Raw genomic sequence first — 3,545 nt, forward strand, 5'->3', positions numbered from 1 at the left:
GCCCGTATTTTCCGCAATGCCGATGGCGTGGCCGAGCGCATGGTGGGCGTGAACGTGGACATCCAGGAGCAAAAAGAGCTGCAAGAGCGTGTGGCCGCCCAGGTGCTGTTCCAGCAGGTGCTGATCGACACCATTCCCATGCCGGTGTTTTACAAAGATGCGCAGGGTCGCTACCTGGGCTTCAACCGGGCCTATGCCCAGGTGTTCGGATTGCAGCCCGGGGACTTGCTGGGCCAGACCGTGCTGGAGCGCCCCCAACTGCCTGAAGTCGAACGTGTGCAGTTCCAGGCCGACGTGGAGGCCGCCCTGCACAGTGGGGGCGCGCCCATACACCGCGAAGTGGCCATGCCGTATGCCGATGGACAGATACACCACACGCTGTACTGGTTGCAGGGCTTTGGCCGCCCTGATGGCAGCCTGGGGGGCGTGATTGGTGTGCTGGTGGACATTACCGACCGCCAGCGCGCCGAGCAGGCCTTGCGCCGCGCCAAAGAGCTGGCGGAAGAAACCACCGTGCTCAAGTCTAACTTTCTGGCCAACATGAGCCATGAGATTCGCACGCCGATGAACGCCATCATCGGCATGTCCCATCTGGCGTTGCAGTCAGGGCTGACGCAGCGCCAGCACGACTACGTCAGCAAGATCGACCAGGCTGGTCGCCACCTGATGGGCGTGATCAACGACATCCTCGACGTCTCTCGCATTGAGGCGGGCAAGCTGCGCGTCGATTTGCAACCCTTTGTGCTAGACCAGGTGCTGGCGGGGGTGGTGGATGTGGTGGGCCACAAGGCATCGGTTCAGGGGTTGGAGCTGATTTGCGATGTGGCCCCGGACGTGCCTACCAATCTGGTGGGCGACGCGCTGCGCCTGGGGCAGATTTTGATCAATTACGCCAACAACGCCATCAAGTTCACGGAGCGTGGCGAGATCGGCATCGCCGTGCGGGTGCAAGAACAAGACGCAGCGCAGGTGGTGCTGCGCTTTGAGGTGCGCGATACCGGCATCGGCCTGACGCCCGCACAGATGGCGCAGTTGTTCCAGAGCTTTCAGCAGGCCGATGCCTCCACCACCCGCAAATACGGTGGCACGGGGCTGGGCCTGGCCATCAGCAAGAGCCTGGCCGAACTCATGGGGGGCAGCGTGGGCGTATCCAGCCAGGTGGGGAAGGGCTCGACCTTCTGGTTGACGGTGCCACTGGCACGGGGTGCACCGGCGCGCGTGCTGCTGCCACCGCCTGATCTGCGCGGACGCCGTGTGCTGGTGGTGGATGACAACCCCAACGCGGCTACGGTACTGGCTGAGATGCTGCAGTCCATGGGCTTTGTGGTGGAGCAAGCACATTCGGGCGCATTGGCGCTGGCCGTGCTGCGCCGTGCCAGTGCCGCCGGGCAGCCGTTTTCCCTGGTCTTGCTGGACTGGCAAATGCCCGAAATGGACGGGCTGGAGCTGGCGCGTCGCATGGGCGGCCTGGGCCTGGCCGAACTGCCGCGCTTGGTTCTGGTAACTGCCTTTGGCCGGGAGGACGTGATGCGCTCCGCCCAGGTGCAGGGCATTGCCGATGTGCTGATCAAACCGGTGGGCGCCTCCGTCCTGTTCGATACCCTGGTGCAGGCGCTGGCCAGCGATGCCGCCTTGGCCCTGCCCAGCGCGCCCGCCCGTGCGCAGGTGGTGGCTGCGCCGGCATTGCATGGTGCGCGTGTGCTGTTGGTAGAGGACAACGCGCTCAACCAGCAGGTGGCCCAGGAGCTGTTGCAGGCAGCGGGCGTGCAGGTGGATTTGGCCAGTGACGGCCACATGGCCGTGCAGCAGGTGCAGCGCCAGTCTTACGACCTGGTGCTGATGGACATGCAGATGCCGGTCATGGACGGGCTGGAGGCCACGCGCCAGCTGCGCGCCGATCCCCGCTTTGCCACCTTGCCCATCGTCGCCATGACCGCCAATGCGCTGGAAGCCGACCGCCAGCGTTGCCTGGACGCCGGCATGAACGAGCACCTGGCCAAGCCCATAGAGCCTGCCCGGTTGTGGCAGGCGCTACAGCACTGGATTGCACCGCGCCCAGGCTACACCCACGGGCAAGGGGCTGATCTGCCCAGCGCCCTGGCGGTTGCCTCCGTGGACAGCGCGCTGCCGCCACCTATCCCTGGGCTGGACATGGCCCAAGGCCTGCGCCACGCCATGGGGCGCCCCGCGCTGTATGCCGACATGCTGCACCGGTTTGTGCAAAACCAGGCGCACACCGCCGCCACCATCGCGCAGGCCTGGGCGGGGAGCGACATGGCGTTGGCCTTGCGCCAGGCGCACACCTTGCGCGGTCTGGCCGCCACCATAGGCGCAGCAGCGCTGCAAGAAAGCGCTGCCCAGCTGGAAGATGCCCTGCGCGCGGCAGTGGACAGCGGTGCCTCCGCAGCAGATATCGCCCCCTTGCTGGCACAGCTGCAAGAACGCAGCGATGCCTTGGTGCAGCCACTGGCCGCCTGGCATGCCCGCACCGCCGTGGCCGCAGAGCCGCCCGCAACCACCGCCGATGCAGCCGTACCAGGCGATGCGCGCGCAGCCTTGCAGCACCTGCGTAGCCTGCTGCAACAGGACGACCCCGAAGCACTGGAACACCTGCGCCAGAACACCGCCCTGCTGCGCCCTGCGCTGGGCACAGCGCTGGCGGCATTGCAGGTGGCCACGGAGCACTTTGATTTCGGTACCGCCCTGGGCTTGCTTGATGGCACGGCGCCGGACAGGGCGAGTGCGGCAGTACAAGACACCGAACAGGGGGTGGAACCTGCCGCTGAAGCAGGCACTGAAACCAGCGCGGAACCGCAACACTGAGCCAGGCTGCGGGGCAGCAAAAAATCCAAGGACAGGGAGCCACACCATGGAACATGAATCTGTCACCTGTACGCCCGCTGGGCCGCGGGAGTTGGCGTTGCCCACTGTTCTGGTAGTGGACGATACGCCCGACAACCTCGTGCTGATGGCCGAGCTGCTCAAGGGGCGCTACCGTGTCAAGGTAGCGCCCAATGGCGAACGCGCATTGAAAATTGCACAGACTGAGCCCGCCCCCGACCTGGTGCTGCTGGACATCATGATGCCCGGCATGGACGGCTACGAAGTCTGTCGCCAGCTCAAGGCGCGCGAGGCCACGCAAGGCATCCCTGTCATTTTTCTGACGGCGCGCTCCGATATGGAAGACGAGCGTTTCGGCTTGGCACTGGGTGCGGTGGACTACATCACCAAGCCCGTGAGCCCGCCCATCGTGCTGGCGCGGGTGCAGACCCACCTGGCCCTGAAAGCCACCACCGATTTCTTGCGTGACAAAAGCGCCTATCTGGAGCGCGAAGTGGCGCTGCGCACCCTGGAGGTGCAGGCCATCCAGGATGTCACCATCATGGCCATGGCCTCACTGGCCGAGACGCGCGATGACGAAACCGGCAACCACATCCGCCGCACCCAGCTCTACGTCAAAGCCCTGGCCGAGCGTTTGCGCGCGCACCCGCGCTTTGAAAGCGTGCTCAACGAACGCATGATTGAATTGCTCTACAAGTCGGTGC

General features: G+C 65.3%; 2 protein-coding genes. Both read left to right on the forward strand.

Annotation, left to right across the window (positions count from 1 at the left end):
- A partial coding sequence (locus tag PHX69_RS15800; protein WP_288045053.1) for a response regulator occupies positions 1 to 2,823 on the forward strand: 2,823 nt, incomplete at its 5' end.
- Between the two features lie 46 nt (positions 2,824 to 2,869).
- The coding region (locus tag PHX69_RS15805; protein ID WP_288045055.1) for a response regulator at positions 2,870 to 3,545 on the forward strand (676 nt) is incomplete at its 3' end.

The sequence above is a fragment of the Simplicispira sp. genome (assembly GCF_028687295.1).
Classification (GTDB): domain Bacteria; phylum Pseudomonadota; class Gammaproteobacteria; order Burkholderiales; family Burkholderiaceae_C; genus Simplicispira; species Simplicispira metamorpha.